Below are 19,799 nucleotides of genomic sequence, written 5' to 3' on the forward strand. Positions count from 1 at the left end.
CCGTATAAGAAGGTATAAGCTTATTAAAGTAATAAAGTAAAGTTTAACAAAAAAATTGAGTGAATATTAAAAAAGCTATGATAAAATAAAGTTAGACAGTGAAGAATTCAAAAAGGTTGGAGGGGAGATCTGTGAGGGAGATTCACGTAGATAGCATTATTGATGCAGTAGCAGAAATGGTTCAAACAGCTAACTTTGACTTAGGTGAAGATGTTGAAAACGCTTTCAAACAAGCGTTAAAAACAGAAGAATCTCAAACAGGTAAAGATGTTTTAAACCAATTATTAGAGAATGTCAGCATTGCAAGAAACGAAAGGGTGCCAATCTGTCAAGACACTGGATTTGCTGTGTTTATTGTTGAGTTAGGCCAGGATGCACATATTGTTGGTGGAAACTTAAATGATGCGATTAATGAAGGCGTACGTCGTGGGTATAAGGATGGTTACCTCCGCAAGTCAATCGTAGGCCATCCACTTGAGAGAAAGAATACTGGAGATAATACACCTGCCGTTATCCATATCGAAATAGTAGATGGAGATCAAGTGAAGATACATATGGCTGCAAAAGGTGGCGGTAGTGAAAATATGTCGTTTGTCAAAATGATGAAGCCTTCGGATGGGGTTGAAGGGGTAAAAGATTTTATCGTTGAATGCGTGAAGACAGCTGGACCCAATCCATGTCCTCCAATTGTGGTTGGTGTGGGAATTGGTGGTACATTTGAAAAAGCTGCATATTTAGCTAAAAAGTCTTTATTTAGAGAATTAGGAAAACGAAGTCACCTAGAAGATATTGCACAGTTAGAAGAAGAATTACTAGGTAGAATCAATAAATTAGGTATCGGGCCTCAAGGTTTAGGTGGTCGAACCACTGCTTTAGATGTTCATATAGAAATCTATCCCGCACATATTGCTTCTCTTCCAGTAGCAGTAAATATCAATTGCCACGCTGGAAGACATAAAGAAGTAGTATTGTAAGGAAAGGAGTGACGAGGATGGCAACCGTTCATATAACAACACCTGTTTCTGCGGAGGAAATTTCAAAATTACAAGCTGGAGATCAAGTATTCATTTCTGGAGTGATCTATACAGCTAGAGATGCTGCTCATAAAAGATTAGTAGAATTGGTGGCAGATGGAAAAGATTTGCCGTTTGACATCAAGGATCAATTTATCTATTTTGTAGGACCAACACCTGCAAAGCCTGGAAAAGTCATTGGATCAGCTGGGCCAACGACAAGCTATCGAATGGATAAATATTCTCCTATATTACTAGAGTTAGGACTTCGTGGAATGATTGGAAAAGGGAGTCGAAGTCAGGATGTGAAAGACTCTATGGTGAAAAATAAAGCAGTATATCTTGCAGCTGTTGGTGGAGCAGCCGCATTAATTGCCAAAACGATCAAAAAAGCAGAAGTAATTGCTTATGATGATTTAGGACCAGAAGCGATTAGAAGATTAGAAGTAGAAAATTTCCCAGCAATCGTTGTAAATGATGTGCATGGCAATGATCTTTATATTCAAGGAGCAGAACAATATAAAATCGTAGATTAACCGTGTATTTTCATTTGTTTAACATTTATTTAACATTATTTTAATATAGTTTTAAACAAGCGAAAAATTCCACTTGTCAATTAGCCGATATTCAGTATAATTATTGATATAGTTTAAATAATATTTTCTAATTACACTATATATATAAAATATTCAGAAAATAAAGTATTCAGTGATTAGAAAAAAAGATGACGTGGTATCTATTTCTACTATTTTTTAAGTAAGGTTGAATTTCAACCTTTACTATAAAAAAACATAACATAAGGGGGTCTTTTAATGAAGAAAACTAGCAAATGGCTAGTGCTAATGATTGCAATCATTATGGTTGCAAGTGTTGTACTTGCTGGTTGTGGTGGTGGAACCAGCACAGATGGCGAGAAAAAAGATCAAACTGCAGGAGAACAGCCTGCGAAAGAACAAGTTTTAAGGCTTAATGCAAAGACTGAACCACCAAGTTTAGACCCAGCTACTACGACTGACTCAACCTCTGGAGACATCTTACGCGAATTGATGGAAGGTTTAGTCCGTCTAGATGAAAATAGCCAGGTAAAACAAGGTTCTGGTATGGCTGAAAGCTGGGAAATTAGTGAAGATGGCTTAAAATATACTTTCCATCTAAAAGATGCTAAGTGGTCTAATGGTGACCCTGTTACTGCACATGACTTTGAATTTGCATGGAAACGTGTATTAAATCCTGAAACAGCATCTGACTATGCTTACCAATTATATTACTTAAAAAATGGTGAAGCTTATAATGCAGGTAAAGCAAAAGCTGAAGACGTAGGGGTTAAAGCACTTGATGACAAAACTTTAGAAGTAACGTTAGAAGCTCCTACACCTTTCTTCTTACAATTAACTGCTTTCTACACTTTATTTCCTGTAAACCAAAAAGTAGTAGAAGCTAATAAAGATTGGGCTGCTGAAGCTGCAACATATGTTAGTAATGGTCCTTTCAAATTAACAAAATGGGAACATGATTCCGAAGTAGTGATTGAAAAGAACGAAAACTACTGGAATAAAGACAAAGTGAATTTATCCAAAATTTCTTGGGTTATGATCAATGATGATAACACTGAGTATCAATTATTTCAAAACAATGAGTTAGATATCGCACAACCACCAACTGAATTAACCAAAGAGTTAATCGACAAAGGTGAAGCAACAAGTAAACCAATCTTAGGTAACTACATGTTTGTCTTCAATGTTGAAAAAGAACCATTTACTAACAAGTATGTTCGTCAAGCCTTTGCTGCTGCGATCGACCGTGAATCATTGATTAACAATGTAACTCAAGGTGGCCAAATACCTGCATATGCTTTTGTACCACCGGGGGCATCTCCTGATATGGGAGTAGATTTCCGCGAGAAAAATGGAGACTTCGTTAAGAAGCCTGCTGAAGCAAAAGCATTATTAGAAAAAGGAATGCAAGAGTTAGGGTTAAAAACATTCCCTAAAGTAACATTATCTTATAACACAAATGATGGTAATAAGAAAATTGCTGAAGCAGTTCAAGCAATGTGGAAACAAAATCTTGGTGTTGATGTAGAATTAACAAACCAAGAATGGAAAGTTTACTTAAAAACTTTAAGTGCTGGAGACTACCAAATCGGACGTTATGGATGGTTAGCTGACTACATGGATCCAATGACATTTATGGATATGTGGGTAACTGATGGCGGAAATAACGATACAAACTGGAGTAATGCTAGATACGATGAATTGATCAAACAAGCAAAATCAACTGGCGATCAACAAGTTCGTTTAGCTGCATTCCAAGAAGCTGAACAAATCTTAATGGATGAAATGCCTATCATTCCAGTTTATTTCTATACTCGTGTGTTCATGCAACATGACAATGTCAAAAATGTTGTTCGTCATGCTGATGGAAGTTCCGACTTTACATGGGTAACGATTGAGTAGTAAAATAGTATAGTTAATGTTTGAAAACAGGTTAGGGTTAGAGAGGTATGCCTATGGGTATGCTTCTCTACTTCTTTGTCTGTGCCATTTTTATGGAGGTGTTAGACTTGCTAAGATTCATACTTCAAAGATTAGGGATGTTAATCATCACCCTTTGGGTTATTGTGACATTAACCTTTTTTTAATGCATGCAATCCCTGGGGATCCATTTACACAAGAGAAGAAATTACCGCCGCAAACGATTGAAAACTTAAAGAAGCATTATGGGTTGGATAAATCACTGCCTGTACAATATTTAGATTACTTGGGAAACGTTGCAAAATTAGAACTAGGTCCATCTTTTTCATCTAAGACATTGACGGTTAATGATATTATCAATAATAATTTTCCTGTTTCTGCACAATTAGGGTTACAATCTTTAATCATTGCTTTAGGTATAGGACTTACATTAGGAATAATCGCGTCATTAAAGCATAATTCAGGACTAGATTATACAGCGATGGTTATTGCTGTATTAGGCGTATCTGTTCCTAATATCGTCTTGGCTCCAATTTTGATTGACATATTTGCAGTGAAACTTGGGTGGTTTCCAATCGCAAGATGGGGAACTTTTGCACATACTATTTTACCTTCAACAGCACTAGGTATGCACTCAATGGCAGTTATCGCTCGATTGATGCGTTCCAATATGTTGGAAGTTTTAGGACAAGACTATATTCGTACAGCGAAATCGAAGGGACTTAATTCTTTCCAAGTGATTTGGAAGCATACCATTCGTAATGCCATTATGCCTGTTATTACGATTTTAGGTCCATTAACTGCTACACTTTTAACGGGTACTTTTGTTGTTGAACAAATTTTCGGTATCCCTGGATTAGGTAAATATTTCGTAACTAGTGTGACAAATCGTGATTACCCAGTTATTTTAGGTACAACTATTTTCTATAGTGCAGTTTTAATTTCTGCGAATTTTCTAGTTGATCTAGCCTATGGATTTATTGATCCAAGAATCAAAATTGGAGCTAAGGGGGAATAAGCATGCCAGAAATCACAAATCAAAGCTTTCAACGTATCAGTCATGACCGTGACCAGGCTGAAAAAATTGTTCGTCCTAGCTTAAACTTCTGGCAGGATGCATGGAGACGTTTGAAGAAAAATAAGCTTGCTATGTTAGGTTTATGGATAATCGTTTTTTTGGCAATTATGGCTCTTATAGGTCCGCATTTAACACCTTATGATTATAGAACTCAAGATTTAACTATTACCAATCATCCAATGAGTGCTGAACATTGGTTTGGGACAGATGATCTTGGCCGTGATGTGTTTGCGCGACTTTGGTCAGGAGCACGAATTTCATTATTCATTGGTTTAACTGCAGCATTAGCCGATCTGCTTATTGGTGTCATCTATGGTGGAATTTCTGGTTATGCAGGTGGCAAAGTTGACCAGTTTATGATGAGGGTTGTTGATGTATTATATGGGCTTCCATATTTACTTGTTGTTATTCTTTTAATGGTCGTCATGGATCGTGGTTTGGGAACGATTATTCTTGCATTAATTGCAACTGGATGGATTGGTATGGCGCGTTTGGTCCGTGGCCAAATCCTACAAATAAAAGAAATGGAATTTATATTAGCAGCTAGAACATTAGGTGCGAATACAACCAGATTATTATTTAAACACTTAATTCCAAATACATTAGGGCCAATTATTGTTAGCATGACTTTAACTGTTCCTGGTGCAATTTTCTCAGAAGCATTCTTAAGTTTTATTGGTTTAGGTGTACCCGCGCCTTTAGCAAGTTGGGGTACAATGGTAAATGAAGGAATTGTTACAATTCTTTCTGGCCATTGGTGGAGATTGGCATTCCCTGCCTTTATGATTTCATTAACGATGTTTGCCTTTAACGTATTTGGCGATGGTTTGCGAGATGCGTTAGATCCTAGATTAAGAAAATAAGGGAGGAGAGAATCATGGCAGAAAAAGTGTTACAAGTCAAAGATCTAGAAGTCTCCTTCTTGACATATGCTGGAGAAGTAAAAGCCGTTCGTGGCTTATCATTTGATGTTGAAAAGGGAGAAGCTGTCGCAATCGTAGGAGAATCTGGTAGTGGAAAAAGTGTTACCTCTCAATCGATTATGAAGCTGATTCCAACACCACCTGGTGTATATAAAAACGGAGAAATCATTTTTGAAGGTAAGGATTTGATTAAATTATCCAATAAAGAAATGGAAGAAATCCGTGGTTCTTCAATTGGTATGATTTTCCAAGACCCAATGACATCATTAAATCCAACAATGACAGTAGGTAGACAAATTTCTGAGGGCTTAATTAAGCATCATGGAATGAATAAAGCAGAAGCTTTAAAACGATCTGTTGAGATGTTAGAACTTGTAGGAATTCCTAACCCTGAACTACGTGTTAAACAATACCCACATGAATTTAGTGGTGGGATGAGACAAAGGGTTATGATTGCTATTGCCTTGGCATGTAGTCCAAAACTGTTGATTGCAGACGAACCAACGACTGCTTTGGATGTTACAATTCAAGCGCAAATTCTTGATTTGATGAAAGATTTGCAAAGTAAATTAGATACTTCGATTATTATTATTACTCACGATTTAGGCGTTGTAGCTGATATTGCACAAAAAGTAATTGTTATGTATGCGGGTCAAGTTGTGGAACAAGGATATTTAGATGATATCTTCTATAACCCACAACATCCATATACCTGGGGATTATTAAAATCCGTACCACGCTTAGATTCTAAAGGTCATCGTTTAGATTCAATCGAAGGAACGCCACCAGATTTATTAGCCCCGCCAAGTGGATGTCCGTTCCATCCAAGATGTCCTTTTGCAATGGAGATTTGTACAAAGGAATTCCCTGAAGCGTCGATCATTGGCCCAGGTCATAAGGTTCATTGTTGGCTACAACATCCGCAAGCATCTAAAGAGGGTACACCATTAGCGGTAGGAGGTGCGAAGCATGAGTCAAAATAAACAAAGTGGCAATAGTGAAACGATTTTAGAGGTAAAAAATTTACAAAAGCACTTTAAAGTTGGAAATGGTGTTGTAAAAGCGCTAGATGGTGTTACTTTTAGCATGAAAAAAGGGGAAACCCTAGGACTTGTTGGTGAATCAGGATGTGGAAAGTCAACAACAGGAAGAACCATTATCCGTTTGTATGAACCTACAGGTGGCGAAGTTATTTTTAAGGGGAAAAAGGTTAATAACCTTAGAGGACATGATTTAAAGCAATTTAACAGGGAGATGCAAATGATCTTCCAAGATCCTTATGCATCTTTAAACCCTCGAATGACTGTTGCAGATATCATTGGTGAAGGAATTGATATTCACAATTTAGCATCAGGAAAAGAAAGGTTAGAACGAATTTATCATTTATTGGAAACTGTTGGTTTAAATCGTGAACATGCTAACCGTTTTCCACACGAATTTAGTGGGGGTCAACGTCAAAGAATTGGGATTGCTAGAGCCTTAGCAGTAGAACCTGACTTTATCATTGCTGATGAACCAATTTCAGCTTTAGACGTTTCAATTCAAGCACAAGTTGTTAACCTACTACAAGATTTACAAAAAGAAAGAGGTTTAACTTATTTGTTTATCGCCCATGATCTTTCCATGGTAAAACATATAAGTGACCGAATTGGTGTCATGTATTTAGGTAATCTAGTCGAATTAGCAGAAAGTATTGAATTATATAATAAGCCTCTTCATCCTTATACAGAGGCATTATTATCTGCTATTCCAATACCTGATCCTAAAATCGAGCGAACAAGAGAACGCATCATCTTGGAAGGGGATGTTCCAAGTCCATTAAATCCGCCAAGTGGTTGTCGTTTTAGAACACGTTGTCCAAAGGCAATGCCAGAATGTGCAATTGAAACACCTGTTTTAAAAGAGGTTCAACCAGGACATTTTGTTGCTTGCCATTTATATAAATAAGATCTGAAAAGAACCCTGTTGATCCATTTTTAGGATACAATAGGGTTCTTTTAAATACTAAAGAAGGTTTAACTTTCTTTCAAATTCGTGTGATCCCACAAAAGTAATTGGAGTTCGCTTCAGAGGAAAGTCGTTAATTTTGTAGGTTTAGTTATATACCAATAAATAAAGAAAAAAATAGGATTGAATAATGAGAAATAGTGAAATGAATAAAGGTATAAAGATAAATAACTCTCTTTTTGCATTTTTTCTTAAAAGATCATCTTTACTTTCACCATTAGCGTTTATTTCATAACGCCAATGTGATCGATCGACAGAGGGATCCGATTTAAAAAATAACTGTTTCCATCCTTTCGCAAACAGATCAAAAAAACCAGAAAAAATAACAACTGCAACTCCACTTATCATCAAAAGAAATAGACCAATCATAAAAGAGATATTGATATAATTGGTAAGAAATTTACCTTCAGTTATGATCGATATCATACCCGATAGAATAGAAAAAGTGATAGACAAAATAATGCGAATAAACCATTTTCTTTTTGCCACGTACAAATCATTCCTTCAATTAGTTCATTGCATAATGAAAAATCATCACTAAATATCATATCAAATATGGAAGGGATACACAATTTACTTAATGTATGTTTTAATTAAACTAGGCATGTTAGGTTGGTTAATTTATTTAGGAAGGGACTGGCATTTTCATGCAAAAGAGAATATTGGTTGTTGATGATGAACCTTCAATTGTCACCTTAGTTAAATTTAATTTGGAAAAATCGGGGTATTCTGTAGAAGTAGCGTCTGATGGTGGACAGGCGGTAGAGCTTTGTATGAAAGTCCCATACGATTTAATGATCTTAGATATTATGTTACCTGGCCTAGATGGGATAGAGGTTTTGAAGGAACTTAGGAAAAATCAAATGGAAATTCCAGTTATTTTATTAACTGCAAAAGATGAAGAGTTTGATAAGGTTCTTGGTTTAGAATTAGGTGCAGATGATTATATGACAAAACCTTTTAGTACTAGAGAATTAATAGCACGAGTAAAAGCGGTATTAAGAAGGTATCAATCAAGATTATCTGAAAAAGTACAAGATGAAGATTTAAAAAACATTCAAATTGGTGATTTACAAATTGAAGAAGAAAAGTTCGAGGCAAGGTTAAAAGGAGAATTATTAGAACTAACACCAAAGGAATTTGAATTATTACTTTATTTGGTAAGGCATCAAGGAAAAGTTTTAACAAGAGACCAATTGCTAAATGCGGTCTGGAATTATGATTTTGTAGGAGATTCAAGAATTGTTGATGTTCATGTGAGCCACTTACGAGAAAAAATAGAAGAAGATACGAGACAACCAAAGTATATTAAAACCATTCGTGGCATCGGCTATAAATTTGGTGATCCTAGCAATGAAAAAAATTAGAAATCGTTTAACATTAACATTTACACTTTTAATCGGGATCTCCTTACTTAGTTTAGGTTTTTTCCTTACCAATTTGATTGATAAGATCTACCTTAATGCATTAGGAGATCGTTTAGTCAAAGAAGCTAATCTTACGAAAGATATGATTTCCTGGGAAATCGGTTCAAAAGAGGGTTTAGTGTTATTTCAACAACTAGCTAACAATACATCAAAAGAATTAAATACGAGAATTACTTTTATTGATAAAAATGGCTTGGTACTAGCTGATTCGAAATATGACAAAAATAAAATGGATAATCATGCTAATCGTCCAGAAGTACAGACATCGTTAAATGGAAAGATTGGAAAAGCAATTCGTTATAGTCATACACTAGGAATGGAGATGTTGTACACTTCCGTCCCAATCATGAAAAATAATCAAATTATAGGTGTTGTTCGTTTATCTCTACCTGTGAATGAGATTAAGGCATCACTAGAAAGTTTTTGGTATAGTTTGGTCATTGGCTTATTCATTGTCTTTTTGATTACTATTCTTATTAGTTATCGAATTTCTAATAAAATTACAAAACCAATTGAAGATATGACAGAAATCGCAAAAAGAATAACCAATAAAGACTATTCTGCAAGGATTCATTTAAACAGTAATGATGAAATTGGGCAATTAGGAATCGCCATTAACTTGATGGCAGACAGTTTAAACAATCAGATTATGACCATTCATGAAAATGAGAAAAAAATAACAACAGTATTAAACAATATGGCAAATGGGGTTTTATTAGTCGATAAATCAGGGAAGATAATTCTTGCTAATCCAGCAATTGAATGGTTATTGGGAGAACAAATTGAACAAATCATAGGTAAATATCATATAGAAGCTGGACAAAATTACGCTTTAAGTGAATTGATAGAAAGGTCCTTAAATACCGGAGAATCTATTCACGCAGAAATTAGTATCCAATATCCAATCAAAAAATATCTAGATTGTCATTTAGCTCCGATCTATGATGCAAAAGGACAGATTAATGGGGTTGTCTCTGTCCTCCATGATATTACAAAACTAAAACACTTAGAGAATATGAGAACGGAATTTATAGCTAATGTCTCACATGAATTAAGAACACCGATTACTGCGGTGAAAGGTTTTGCAGAAACTTTACTAGATGGTGCATTGAAAAATGAGGAAACAAGTAGAGCTTTTCTGCAAATCATCTATAACGAAAGTGAACGCCTTCATCGTTTAATAAGTGATTTATTAGATTTATCTAAAATTGAGTTAAACCAAAACTTATTAAACTATTCTACGGTAGATATGAGAGAGCTTATTCATAGCACCATTGAGACGTTCAAACCACAAGCTGTAAAAAAACAATTAAATATTGTTGAAGAGCTTGATGATATCCATGCTGAAGTAGACGGAGATCGAATAAGACAGGTTATTATCAATCTTTTGACAAATGCAATGGCATATACACCTGCTAATGGATCTATAAAGGTGACGCTTAAAGCCTTCAAGCCCGAACAAATAAAAATAACGGTTGAAGATACTGGAATAGGTATTCCTAAAAAAAGTTTATCTAGAATTTTTGAGCGATTTTATCGAGTGGATAAAGCTAGATCAAGAGAATCTGGAGGAACAGGTTTAGGATTAGCAATTGTAAAACATATTGTTGAATCCCATGAAGGTTATATTCAGGTGGAAAGTGAAGTTCAAAAAGGAACGAAGTTTGCTATTATTCTGCCTAAATATAAAAAGGAAAAGATCGATGGAAATGGGATTTAACAAATGAAACCTTTCTTATTTTAAATCGTAGTAAATAATGAATATATAACGATCTAGAAAAGATTAGTTTGATGAAACGAGAGGAGTAAGGAAATGGATAACGAAAAAGTGATTGATATGAAACCAAAAATGAATTTGAAAACAGGACGTACCATTTCAATGTTTGTTATACTTGGGCTCATTGTCTTGTTAGCTTTAAATTCATTTGTTATTGTTGAGGCAGGAAATAGGGGAATTGTTTTACAACTAGGCGCTGTTAAACCTATCGTATTAAATGAAGGACTTCATTTTAAGATTCCATTTATTCAAGAAGTGATTCCAGCAGAGGTTCGTGTACAAAAAGCTCAATCTGAACAAACTGCTGCATCCAAGGATTTACAGGTCGTTACTACTGTAGTTGCTGTTAACTTTCACCTTAATCCAGAAGAAGTGAATAAACTTTATCAAAATGTAGGTTTAGCCTATAAGGAAAGGATTGTAGACCCTGCAATTGGAGAAGCGCTTAAAGCTGTTACGGCTCAATATACAGCTGAAGAGTTAATTTCAAAAAGGCCTGAGGTAAGTATTAAAGTAAAAGAACAATTAGCGAAGAAGTTAGCAAATTATAATATGGTACTTGATGAAATCAATATTACTGAATTTAAGTTTAGCAATGAATTTAATAATGCGATCGAACAAAAGCAGGTTGCTGAACAACAAGCATTAAAAGCAAAATTAGATTTGCAAAGAGTTGAAATTGAGGCAAAACAAAAGATTGAGCAAGCAAAAGCAGAAGCAGAATCATTAAGATTACAAAAACAAGAGGTAACTCCAGAGCTTGTTGAATTAAGAAAAATCGAAGCACAAATGGAAGCCATTAAGAAATGGGATGGTAAGCTTCCAAATGTTACAGGTGGGGCAACACCTTTTATTGATGTAAATGGAATTAAATAAGATCAATATCAATGATTATAAAATTACAGTCTCCTTTTGGGGGCTGTTTTTTATTGGGACCCCACAAAAGTAATCGGAATAGGCTTCAAAGGAGATCGTCACTTTTGTGGGCTATCTTGTATTGCTTGAAGAGGATATCCTTACAGTGTTATGATAGATTGTGAATATGAGACGAGGTGAAAAGATGGGGAAGTTGGTTTTAATCGATGGAAACAGTATTGCGAATCGAGCATTTTATGCTTTACCACTGCTTAGTAATAGACAAGGTATTTACACAAATGCGGTTTATGGATTTACACAAATCTTATTAAAAATATTAGACGAGATTAAACCAGAATATATTCTTGTGGCTTTTGATGCTGGAAAAGTTACGTTTAGACATGCGGATTTTAAAGAATATAAAGGGAAAAGGCTGCAAACTCCTTCTGAATTGTCTGGGCAATTTCCAATGTTACGTGAACTACTAGAAGCATTCCAAATTACATATTTTGAACTTAATGGTTATGAAGCTGATGATATTATTGGAACTTTAACTAAAACTGCAGAAACAGAAAATTTGGATACGATTGTTGTAACTGGGGACAAAGATATGCTTCAGTTGGCTTCTGATCATGTTTCCATTTATCTTACTCGTAAAGGAATTACAGAAGTAGAAGCTTATGGGCCAAAGCAGATCAAAGATAAATATCAACTCACTCCAAAACAAATTATCGATCTAAAAGGATTAATGGGAGATACCTCTGATAATATTCCTGGAGTACCTGGAATTGGTGAAAAAACAGCATTAAAATTACTTCATCAATATGGTAGTGTTGAAGAAGTTCTAGCACATATTGATGAAATTTCCGGTAAAAAGATAAAAGAAAATTTATCAATCTATCGTGAACAGGCAATATTAAGTAAGCAATTGGCTACTATTTTTAGAGATGTACCGTTGCAATTTTCAATCGAACAGCTAACTTATCATGGTTTTGATCAGGAAAAAGTATATGAGTTGTTTTCAAAGTGGGAGTTTCATTCACTTATTGAACGATTAGAAATAGATAAAGGAGAAAATATACACCAAGATCAAATCTTGCAACTGAAGATTAATTCTTTTACAGATGAAAGTAAACAAATCTGGAATACCATCTTAAATCAAGGTGACCAACCACTTGCACTTCATGTGGAAACAAATGGGGAAAATTCTACGGATAAGATTTTGGGGATCTCTTTGTCAAATGATACTGAACAATTGTTTCTGTCTATTGAAAATGTTATGGATTGGCCTGAGTTTCAAAATTGGCTTAAAAATCCGGATGCTGCAAAATGGGTGTATGATGCCAAGCGAACAGAAATGGTCTTTTTCTGGAATCATATTCAAATAGAAGGGATACAATTTGACCTATTATTAGGTTCCTATTTGTTAAACCCTTCTGATGGAGCTGTCTTTCTATCTGACATCGCCAAGCAATACAATTACATGGGTCTACAATCAGACGAAGGATTTTATGGAAAAGGGGCAAAAAGAGAGATACCTGAGCAGAATCTATTAATGGAACATATCAGTCGAAAAGCTCATGTGATCTATCACTTAAAGCCATTTATCGAGAACAAATTAATAGAAAATCAATTATCTGAGTTATTGTATGCTGTTGAGCTTCCATTATCAAGGGTATTAGCAAAAATGGAGAAAATTGGAGTGAAAGTAGACGAAGAGCGCCTAAAACTAATGGGAGTAGAAATTGAGCAGACATTAAAGAAGTTGACAGAGGAAATTTATGAGTTAGCTGGAGTGGAGTTTAACATCAATTCACCAAAACAATTAGGTGAAATATTATTTGATAAGCTGCAGTTACCGATCATGAAGAAAACCAAAACAGGTTATTCCACTAGTGCTGATGTTCTTGAAAAATTGGAGCCATACCATCCAATCATTGGACAGATTTTACATTATCGTCAGTTAGGGAAATTATATTCAACCTATATTGAAGGACTTTTAAAGGTGATTCACCCTAAAACAAAAAGGATTCACACAACCTTTAATCAAGCGATTACAGCTACGGGTCGTTTAAGCAGTACAGAACCAAATTTACAAAACATTCCGATCCGTTTGGAAGAAGGAAGAAAAATTAGACAGGCATTTATTCCTTCTGAACCTGATTGGCTGATCCTTGCAGCAGATTACTCACAAATTGAATTAAGGGTACTCGCCCATATCTCAAATGATGAAAAATTAATAGAAGCATTTCAAAAAGATATGGATATCCATACAAAGACGGCGATAGATGTATTTAGGGTCAATGAGGATGAAGTCACTTCATTGATGAGAAGACAAGCAAAAGCTGTTAATTTCGGCATCGTTTATGGAATTAGTGACTATGGTCTATCCCAAAACCTTAATATTTCCCGAAAAGAAGCTGGAGAATTTATTGATCGATATTTTGCGGTTTTCCATGGCGTCAAGCAATATATGAAGGATATTGTTGAAAGGGCAAAAAAAGAGGGTTATGTAAGTACCTTATTACATCGTCGTAGATATTTACCAGATATCAATAGTTCTAATTTTAACTTGAGAAGTTTTGCAGAAAGAACAGCTATGAATACCCCAATTCAAGGAACAGCAGCTGATATTATCAAATTAGCGATGATTCAGGTGGCAGAACAAATGGAACAAAAGCATTTAAGAAGTCGTTTATTACTACAAGTTCATGATGAATTGATCTTTGAAGTCCATCCTGATGAGATAGATGAAATGAAGGTTTTAGTCAAAGATACCATGGAACATGCTTTAGACTTAAACGTTCCTTTGAAAGTTGATATGAATATTGGAAAAACGTGGTACGAAGCGAAATAAGATTGAAAGAGGATTCTTTATGCCAGAATTACCTGAAGTTGAAACAGTGAGAAGATCATTGGAAATGTTAATTATAGGAAAAACGATAAAAGAAGTAAATGTCTTTTATCCTAAAATCATTAGAACACCTGGTGATATCGGAGAATTTAAATGGATATTACAAGGACAAACGATTGAAGGTATCGGAAGAAAGGGAAAATATCTTCTATTCTATATGAATAGTGTAACGATGATTTCTCATTTACGCATGGAAGGAAAATATATTTATCATGAAGAAAAAATGAAGGAATTTGATATGCACACACATGTTGTTTTTACCTTTACTGATGGAAGTATCCTTCAATATCGTGATGTCAGAAAGTTTGGAACGATGGATGTTGTCTCAAAAGGTAAGGAAATAGAATTTGAATCTTTAAAAAAATTAGGTCAAGAACCGATTGATCCAAACTTTGATCCAAAGCTTTTTAAGCAACAACTGAAAACAAGATCTGCACCGATTAAACAAAGCTTATTAAATCAGGAAATTGTAAGTGGTCTTGGTAACATTTATGTGGATGATAGTTTAGCACTAAGTAAGATCCATCCTTTAAGAACGGGTAATTCCCTTACAGATGAGGAAATTGATCAACTGATCCTAGCTATGAAACAGGTTTTGTTAAAAGCGATTGAAAAAGGTGGGTCGACGATTAGAACTTATGAAAGCTTTTATGGTAGAGGTTCAATGCAAGATCATTTAATTGTCTATGGTCGTACAGGTCAACCATGTTATCAATGTGGAACACTAATTGAAAAAATCAAGGTAGGTGGAAGAGGGACACATTTTTGTCCTAATTGCCAAAAGAATTTTAAGAGCTAACATTGCACCCCTTTTGCGCCCACTCCATAAGATATTAAGGTAAGTTTTCAATGTAGAGCTTTTGGAGAGGGGAGAGCAATCGTGCATATGATTTCTCTAATCATTTTAAGTTTAGCTGTAAGTCTAGATAGTTTTGGTGTAGGTGTGACTTATGGTATAAGAAAAGTACGTATTCCTATATATTCTATTTTGATTATTGCATTGCTTTCAGCTTCTATGATTCTTTTATCTATGCAATTAGGGGTATGGATTAGCTATGTATTGTCACCATATATGGCTAAATGGATTGGTTCTATCATATTGATATGTATAGGAGTTTGGGCTATCTTCCAAGTGACTCGACATAGCCATGAGGATGTTGAGTGCCCTACTCCTGTATATGAATATCAAGAAAAAAAGATGATTTCGATCGAAATTAAAAAATTAGGCCTTGTCATTCAAATTTTAAAGATGCCAATGAAAGCAGATATCGACCGTTCAGGGGTTATTTCGACAATGGAGGCAGCTTTTTTAGGAATAGCTTTATCCTTAGATGCATTTGGTGCAGGATTAGGAGCAGCTTTAATTGGTTTCGAACCATTAAAGACAGCTACGATGATTGCAGGAATGAGTGGGCTTTTTATATTAGTAGGGATGAAGGTAGGATTATTGTTTTCTGATGTAGAATGGTTAAAAAGATTTACAATTCTACCTGGACTTATTTTGATCATGATGGGGATTATTAAAATCTTTTAATGGAGTGATTTGATGCTTATTGGGTTAACGGGAGGCATTGGTAGTGGGAAAAGTACAGTATCCAAATTATTTGCAAAGTACGGAATACCTGTAATTGATGTAGACCAGATTGCAAGGGAAATTGTAAAACCTGGTGAAGAAGCATGGCAAATGATTATTGATCATTTTGGCTCGGAAATCTTATTACCAGATCAAACGATTGACCGAAAAAAATTAGGGAAGATTATTTTTAATGATTCTCAAAAACGGGAAATACTTAATGAGATCACACATCCCATTATCTTTGCTTCTCTCGTTAAACGAGCAAAAGAGTTACAAACGAAATACGATCACGTCATCGTGGACATTCCATTATTATTTGAATCAAAAAGAGAGCGACTGTTTGATTTGATTGTTGTTGTTTATGTTGACCCAAAAATTCAGTTAAGTCGGCTCATGGAACGAGACCGGATCACCAAAGAAGAAGCATTATCAAAAATAAGAGCGCAACTGGACTTGAATTTGAAAAAAGAAATGGCAGATATCGTTATTGACAATAGTTTGGGCATATCCAACACAGAATTGCAGGTTGTTGAATGTATAAAAAAATGGTATGGAAAGTTGGATTAAAAAGAAGGATGGCAAATAAACCATTTACCAAAAAAATCGGCTCTTATTTTTTTTCTTTTATTTTTAGTTTTTTTAAGTTTAAATTCAAAATGGCTTTGGCAACTCATGTATCCAATCAAATATAATGATATCATCTACAAATATTCTCGCCAATTTGACATTGATCCCTACTTAATTTTGTCTATCATACAAGTTGAAACTCGATTTGATGAAAAAAAATTTCTAAAAAAGGTGCAATTGGATTGATGCAAATCATGCCTGAAACAGCAAAATGGATTATTGAAAAAGGCAATTTCCCACCACAATCACTTGATTATTTATCAAGGCCTGAGGTGAATATCGCATTGGGAAGTTGGTATTTAGCAAATATCCATCAACAATTTCAAGGCAACGAAATTTATACGATGGCTGCATATAATGCTGGGCCTGGTAATGTAAAAAAGTGGATTGAAGATGGGATATGGGATGGGAATGCTGGAACCATTGATCAAATTCCATTCGGAGAAACAAGGCATTACATACAAAGGGTTCTCCATTTTTATGAACGCTATCAATGGATTTATTCGTCTGAATTTGATATATAGTATTTTATAAATAAATTTGTATATTCCATCGTGCTCCGTTGTGAGGACTCCCAAAAGTCGCTGCTTATGGAATATACAAACTCCTTTTTATAAGAAGGCTCTTTATTGAGTCTTTTTTTTTTGAAACAGAACAATTTTAGTGCTATTTTTTTAAATATGTTATACTTATTATAGTAAATAAGATAAATTAGTATGTTATAATGTGAAGGAGAGAGTAGAAATATGCCATTAAGATTAGCGATTAATGGATTTGGTCGTATTGGGCGTATGGTTTTTAGAAGGGCAATGGAAAATCCAGAGATTGAAATTGTTGCAATTAATGCAAGTTACCCTCCTGAAACTTTGGCTCATCTGTTAAAATACGATACAGTACATGGGAAAATAAATGCAAATATAAAGGTGAATGGACAAACGATTCTTGTAAATGATAAAGAAACTATGATCGTATCTGAACGTAATCCTGAATTCTTACCATGGAAAAATCTAAATATAGATGTGGTTATCGAATCTACCGGAAAATTTAGAGACAAGGAAAGTGCGAGTAAACATCTTTCTGCTGGGGCGAAGAAGGTGATTATCACTGCGCCGGCAAAAGGAGAAGACATTACGATTGTCATGGGAGTTAATCATGATCAATATGATCCTGAGCAACACCATATTGTTTCCAATGCTTCCTGTACTACTAATTGTTTAGCACCTATTGCAAAGGTTTTACATCAACATTTTAAAATTGAATCAGGAATGATGACTACAGTTCATTCCTATACCAATGATCAGCGAGTCCTTGATAATATGCATAAAGATTTAAGAAGAGCTAGAGCAGCGGGGCAATCGATTATTCCAACTTCAACTGGAGCTGCAAAAGCAGTGTCTCTTGTTCTTCCCGAATTAAAAGGAAAGTTGAATGGAGTCGCTCTCAGAGTACCCACTCCTGATGTATCAATCGTAGATCTTGTTGTTCAAGTTGAAAAAAAAGTGACAGTTGAAATGGTGAATGAGGTTCTGAAGAAAGCAAGCTTGCAGGAATTAAACGGCATCCTTCAATACTGTGAAGAACCCCTAGTATCTTCTGATTTTATAGGAAACGATCATTCATCGATTGTAGATAGCTTATCGACAATGGTCATTGGAGAAAATCAAATCAAAGTAATGGCTTGGTATGATAATGAATGGGCTTATTCATGTCGGGTAGTTGATTTGGCTAAATATCTTCATGATAAAGAAAAACAAAAACAAAAAAATAAAGTTTTAACCGCATAAATTTGAAATGCATAAGATACTATAACAGCACTGAGTTTATCAGTGCTGTTAATTTTTTTCTGAAGCATATCTCCAAATACTTCAGAGCATCTTATTTAATTATCTAGTTACAGTTTGTCCTGCAAGTTGTTGTTCAGCGATTTGAACTAAACGACGAGTAATGTTACCTCCGATTGCACCGTTATCACGGGAAGCGATGAATCCCATGTAACCGTCTTGAGGAATTTGAACTCCTAATTCATTAGCAATCTCAAATTTTAATTGGTCTAAAGCTTGACCTGCTTGAGGAACTACTAATTGATTGCTACTGCGCTCTTGCCCTGCTGCCATTGTTGTTCACCTCCTTATCGGTTGGTAATCGTATTGTATGTAGAATCAAATGTTTCAATACAGGTAAGTGATTCCAGTGTCAGCAGATGAAAATAAAAATAAAAATTCTCTTGCAAAAAGGGGATAAAACCAGTATACTGAAATTCGTGAAATTCAATTTACTTTTTAAATAACTAAGGAACCAGTATCTACTCAAAGGGTTAGGACCTCATCGGACTAACTTTCCCCCGTGGTAGATGACGTAGGTCCCGCATGCTTGAGAGGGCATGGAATTATTGTAAAAAGGGGGATGACGTTATGGATACTATGGGACGTCATGTAATTGCAGAATTATGGGGTTGTAATGTTGAAAAATTAAATGATTTAAAATTTATTGAAAAAACGATGGTTGATGCAGCACTTGAAGCTGGCGCAGAAATTCGTGAAGTTGCCTTTCATAAGTTTGCACCGATGGGGGTTAGTGGAGTTGTCATTATTTCAGAATCCCATCTAACGATTCACAGTTTTCCTGAGCATTCTTATGCAAGTATTGATGTATATACTTGTGGTGATCGAATTGACCCAAATGTTGCTGCAAATTACATTACGAAGCAACTTGAAGCAACAACTCGTGAATCTGTACAAGTTCCACGTGGTGTTGGACCAGTCGTGATTGAACCAACAAAAATTGAAACGTATAGCAAATAAGCTATCCAAAAAGAAGGATCTGATCCTTCTTTTTTTACTGTTGACATAATAGCATTAACTTAGTAATATATAAAAGTCGAACAAAAATTATAATATGCGAATATGAACTGGTAAGTATAGAGGTGCGGTTACTTAAGAGTAAGATTATCTTCAATAGGGCTTTGGGTAATCTGAAAGGAAGAACCGCCGAAGTGTATAACTTTAGCCCAAAGAGTTATATGCTGGTTCTGCGTAAAATATATGTAGAACTGTCACAAAATGTATTTTGTGGAGAGCTATCTGCCAACAAGTGTTTTTTTATGAATTACTTATTTATTTGGGCATAAT

Annotated in this window: 18 protein-coding genes, 1 pseudogene and 1 riboswitch; of the genes and pseudogenes, 17 read left to right on the forward strand and 2 right to left on the reverse strand. The window is 35.0% G+C overall.

Going from position 1 to position 19,799, the window contains the following annotated elements:
• The first annotated feature begins 131 nt into the window (after positions 1–131).
• The 7 genes and pseudogenes from U473_RS01345 to U473_RS01375 all read left to right on the forward strand — a co-directional run bounded on the left by U473_RS01345 (position 132) and on the right by U473_RS01375 (position 7,435).
• Positions 132–974 carry a fumarate hydratase gene (locus U473_RS01345; RefSeq protein WP_153011974.1) on the forward strand — a complete coding sequence of 281 codons (843 nt, stop codon included), beginning with the start codon at positions 132–134 and terminating at the stop codon, positions 972–974.
• A gap of 17 nt (positions 975–991) precedes the next feature.
• On the forward strand, positions 992–1,549 hold the full coding sequence (locus U473_RS01350; RefSeq protein WP_068722643.1) for a Fe-S-containing hydro-lyase: 558 nt from the start codon (positions 992–994) through the stop codon (positions 1,547–1,549).
• Between the two features lie 276 nt (positions 1,550–1,825).
• Positions 1,826–3,469 carry a peptide ABC transporter substrate-binding protein gene (locus U473_RS01355; RefSeq protein ID WP_068722645.1) on the forward strand — a complete coding sequence of 548 codons (1,644 nt, stop codon included), beginning with the start codon at positions 1,826–1,828 and terminating at the stop codon, positions 3,467–3,469.
• Between the two features lie 107 nt (positions 3,470–3,576).
• A pseudogene (locus U473_RS01360) lies at positions 3,577–4,505 on the forward strand (ABC transporter permease).
• Between the two features lie 2 nt (positions 4,506–4,507).
• Positions 4,508–5,428, forward strand: a complete 921-nt coding sequence (locus tag U473_RS01365) for an ABC transporter permease (protein WP_068722647.1) — start codon at positions 4,508–4,510, stop codon at positions 5,426–5,428.
• 14 nt (positions 5,429–5,442) lie between these two features.
• Positions 5,443–6,471 (forward strand): ABC transporter ATP-binding protein, encoded by a 1,029-nt coding sequence (locus U473_RS01370; protein WP_068722649.1) that lies wholly within the window; start codon positions 5,443–5,445, stop codon positions 6,469–6,471.
• Complete coding sequence (locus U473_RS01375) at positions 6,458–7,435, forward strand: ABC transporter ATP-binding protein (protein WP_068722650.1); 978 nt, start codon at positions 6,458–6,460, stop codon at positions 7,433–7,435. Before U473_RS01370 ends, U473_RS01375 begins: the two co-directional genes overlap by 14 nt.
• A 147-nt stretch (positions 7,436–7,582) precedes the next feature.
• On the opposite strand, the gene U473_RS01380 is transcribed toward U473_RS01375, so the two are convergent.
• The gene (locus U473_RS01380) at positions 7,583–7,984 is read right to left on the reverse strand and encodes a DUF3899 domain-containing protein (protein ID WP_068722652.1); all 402 of its coding nucleotides are present in this window, start codon (positions 7,982–7,984) and stop codon (positions 7,583–7,585) included.
• 158 nt (positions 7,985–8,142) lie between these two features.
• Here U473_RS01380 and U473_RS01385 point away from each other — a divergent pair, with 158 nt between their 5' ends.
• The 9 genes from U473_RS01385 to U473_RS01425 all read left to right on the forward strand — a co-directional run bounded on the left by U473_RS01385 (position 8,143) and on the right by U473_RS01425 (position 18,455).
• Complete coding sequence (locus tag U473_RS01385; protein ID WP_068722654.1) at positions 8,143–8,862, forward strand: response regulator transcription factor; 720 nt, start codon at positions 8,143–8,145, stop codon at positions 8,860–8,862.
• The gene (pnpS, locus tag U473_RS01390) at positions 8,849–10,642 is read left to right on the forward strand and encodes a two-component system histidine kinase PnpS (protein ID WP_068722656.1); all 1,794 of its coding nucleotides are present in this window, start codon (positions 8,849–8,851) and stop codon (positions 10,640–10,642) included. Before U473_RS01385 ends, pnpS begins: the two co-directional genes overlap by 14 nt.
• A gap of 93 nt (positions 10,643–10,735) precedes the next feature.
• Positions 10,736–11,575, forward strand: a complete 840-nt coding sequence (locus tag U473_RS01395; RefSeq protein WP_068722658.1) for a prohibitin family protein — start codon at positions 10,736–10,738, stop codon at positions 11,573–11,575.
• Between the two features lie 184 nt (positions 11,576–11,759).
• On the forward strand, positions 11,760–14,411 hold the full coding sequence (polA, locus tag U473_RS01400; protein WP_068722660.1) for a DNA polymerase I: 2,652 nt from the start codon (positions 11,760–11,762) through the stop codon (positions 14,409–14,411).
• A 19-nt stretch (positions 14,412–14,430) separates the two neighbouring features.
• Positions 14,431–15,267, forward strand: a complete 837-nt coding sequence (gene mutM / locus U473_RS01405; protein WP_068722662.1) for a DNA-formamidopyrimidine glycosylase — start codon at positions 14,431–14,433, stop codon at positions 15,265–15,267.
• Positions 15,268–15,354: 87 nt separating this feature from the next.
• On the forward strand, positions 15,355–16,002 hold the full coding sequence (ytaF, locus tag U473_RS01410) for a sporulation membrane protein YtaF (protein WP_321164177.1): 648 nt from the start codon (positions 15,355–15,357) through the stop codon (positions 16,000–16,002).
• A gap of 12 nt (positions 16,003–16,014) precedes the next feature.
• Complete coding sequence (coaE, locus tag U473_RS01415) at positions 16,015–16,611, forward strand: dephospho-CoA kinase (RefSeq protein ID WP_068722666.1); 597 nt, start codon at positions 16,015–16,017, stop codon at positions 16,609–16,611.
• 245 nt (positions 16,612–16,856) lie between these two features.
• The gene (locus tag U473_RS15085) at positions 16,857–17,195 is read left to right on the forward strand and encodes a lytic transglycosylase domain-containing protein (RefSeq protein ID WP_235589129.1); all 339 of its coding nucleotides are present in this window, start codon (positions 16,857–16,859) and stop codon (positions 17,193–17,195) included.
• A gap of 222 nt (positions 17,196–17,417) precedes the next feature.
• Positions 17,418–18,455, forward strand: a complete 1,038-nt coding sequence (locus U473_RS01425) for a glyceraldehyde-3-phosphate dehydrogenase (RefSeq protein ID WP_068722668.1) — start codon at positions 17,418–17,420, stop codon at positions 18,453–18,455.
• Positions 18,456–18,554: 99 nt separating this feature from the next.
• Here the strand turns inward: U473_RS01425 and U473_RS01430 are convergent, their stop codons facing one another.
• Positions 18,555–18,785, reverse strand: a complete 231-nt coding sequence (locus U473_RS01430; RefSeq protein ID WP_068722670.1) for an alpha/beta-type small acid-soluble spore protein — start codon at positions 18,783–18,785, stop codon at positions 18,555–18,557.
• Between the two features lie 297 nt (positions 18,786–19,082).
• Between U473_RS01430 and speD the strand changes: the two genes are divergently transcribed.
• Complete coding sequence (speD, locus tag U473_RS01435) at positions 19,083–19,472, forward strand: adenosylmethionine decarboxylase (protein WP_068722672.1); 390 nt, start codon at positions 19,083–19,085, stop codon at positions 19,470–19,472.
• A 109-nt stretch (positions 19,473–19,581) separates the two neighbouring features.
• Positions 19,582–19,758: riboswitch (Lysine riboswitch) on the forward strand.
• Positions 19,759–19,799: the final 41 nt, after the last annotated feature.

Source organism: Tepidibacillus decaturensis (assembly GCF_001561915.1).
Taxonomy (GTDB): domain Bacteria; phylum Bacillota; class Bacilli; order Tepidibacillales; family Tepidibacillaceae; genus Tepidibacillus_B; species Tepidibacillus_B infernus.